Annotated in this window: 2 rRNA genes; both read left to right on the top strand. The window is 55.1% G+C overall.

The features are described 5' to 3' along the window. Positions 1-1,369, top strand: a 23S ribosomal RNA gene (locus ACX80X_RS21145); the annotation flags it as partial. Between the two features lie 240 nt (positions 1,370-1,609). Further along, positions 1,610-1,726, top strand: a 5S ribosomal RNA gene (gene rrf / locus ACX80X_RS21140). The last annotated feature ends 78 nt before the right edge of the window (positions 1,727-1,804 follow it).

The raw sequence follows: 1,804 nt of genomic DNA, 5'->3' as shown, positions 1-1,804 counted from the left end.
GGGGGGATTTGGTGATCCTATGCTGCCGAGAAAAGCATCGACGCGAGGTTTTAGCCGCCCGTACCCCAAACCGACACAGGTGATCAGGTAGAGAATACTAAGGCGATCGAGAGAATTATGGTTAAGGAACTCGGCAAAATGCCCCCGTAACTTCGGGAGAAGGGGGGCCCCAACCTTGAACACCACTTGCTGGTGGGAGGGGATCGGGGCCGCAGAGACCAGGGGGAAGCGACTGTTTACTAAAAACACAGGTCCGTGCGAAGTCGCAAGACGATGTATACGGACTGACTCCTGCCCGGTGCTGGAAGGTTAAGAGGACCGGTTAGCCCTTGCGGGCGAAGCTGAGAATTCAAGCCCCAGTAAACGGCGGTGGTAACTATAACCATCCTAAGGTAGCGAAATTCCTTGTCGGGTAAGTTCCGACCTGCACGAATGGAGTAACGACTTCCCCGCTGTCTCAACCATAAACTCGGCGAAATTGCAGTACGAGTAAAGATGCTCGTTACGCGCAGCAGGACGGAAAGACCCCGAGACCTTTACTATAGTTTGGTATTGGTGTTCGGAGTGGCTTGTGTAGGATAGGTGGGAGACGTTGAAGCCCGGACGCCAGTTCGGGTGGAGTCATCGTTGAAATACCACTCTGGTCACTTTGGACATCTAACTTCGGCCCGTAATCCGGGTCAGGGACAGTGCCTGATGGGTAGTTTAACTGGGGCGGTTGCCTCCTAAAAAGTAACGGAGGCGCCCAAAGGTTCCCTCAGCCTGGTTGGCAATCAGGTGTCGAGTGTAAGTGCACAAGGGAGCTTGACTGTGAGAGAGACATCTCGAGCAGGGACGAAAGTCGGGACTAGTGATCCGGCGGTACATTGTGGAATGGCCGTCGCTCAACGGATAAAAGGTACCTCGGGGATAACAGGCTGATCTTGCCCAAGAGTCCATATCGACGGCATGGTTTGGCACCTCGATGTCGGCTCGTCGCATCCTGGGGCTGGAGTAGGTCCCAAGGGTTGGGCTGTTCGCCCATTAAAGCGGTACGCGAGCTGGGTTTAGAACGTCGTGAGACAGTTCGGTCCCTATCCGCTGCGCGCGCAGGAAATTTGAGAAGGGCTGTCCTTAGTACGAGAGGACCGGGACGGACGAACCTCTGGTGTGTCAGTTGTACTGCCAAGTGCACCGCTGATTAGCTACGTTCGGATGGGATAACCGCTGAAAGCATCTAAGCGGGAAGCTCGCTTCGAGATGAGATTTCCATACACCTTGTGTGTGAGAGGCCCCCAGCCAGACCACTGGGTTGATAGGCCGGATGTGGAAGCGAGGACTAACGACTCGTGAAGCTGACCGGTACTAATAGGCCGATAACTTACACCACACACCACCCCCGTAAACCTATTCAAAAGAGGTTTGCACCCAGGGGTGGTACGAAGATAACAAGACTGCTTGCGTCCACTATGTGGTTCCCAAACAACAAACCCGACACCACGGGCACGTTGCAGGGAACAAAAAACACAACACAATAACAACACCACACCTGCAACCAAAAGTTGCAGGAGCATGTTGTAACCAGATTTCCCACACACCCCCCTTTTTCGGGTGTGACGGGTCGAAGGGTTACGGCGGTCATAGCGTGGGGGAAACGCCCGGTCCCATTCCGAACCCGGAAGCTAAGACCCACAGCGCCGATGGTACTGCACCCGGGAGGGTGTGGGAGAGTAGGTCACCGCCGGAACATCATTACAGGTCGAGAGCCCCCCAACCACCAGGTTGGGGGGCTCTCCCACGTTAACCACCACACCACAAACACCCC

The sequence above is a fragment of the Pseudarthrobacter sp. MDT3-1 genome, assembly GCF_054510755.1.
Note: the sequence above shows the minus strand (reverse complement) of the source record. Positions and strands in the feature narration are given on the sequence as shown.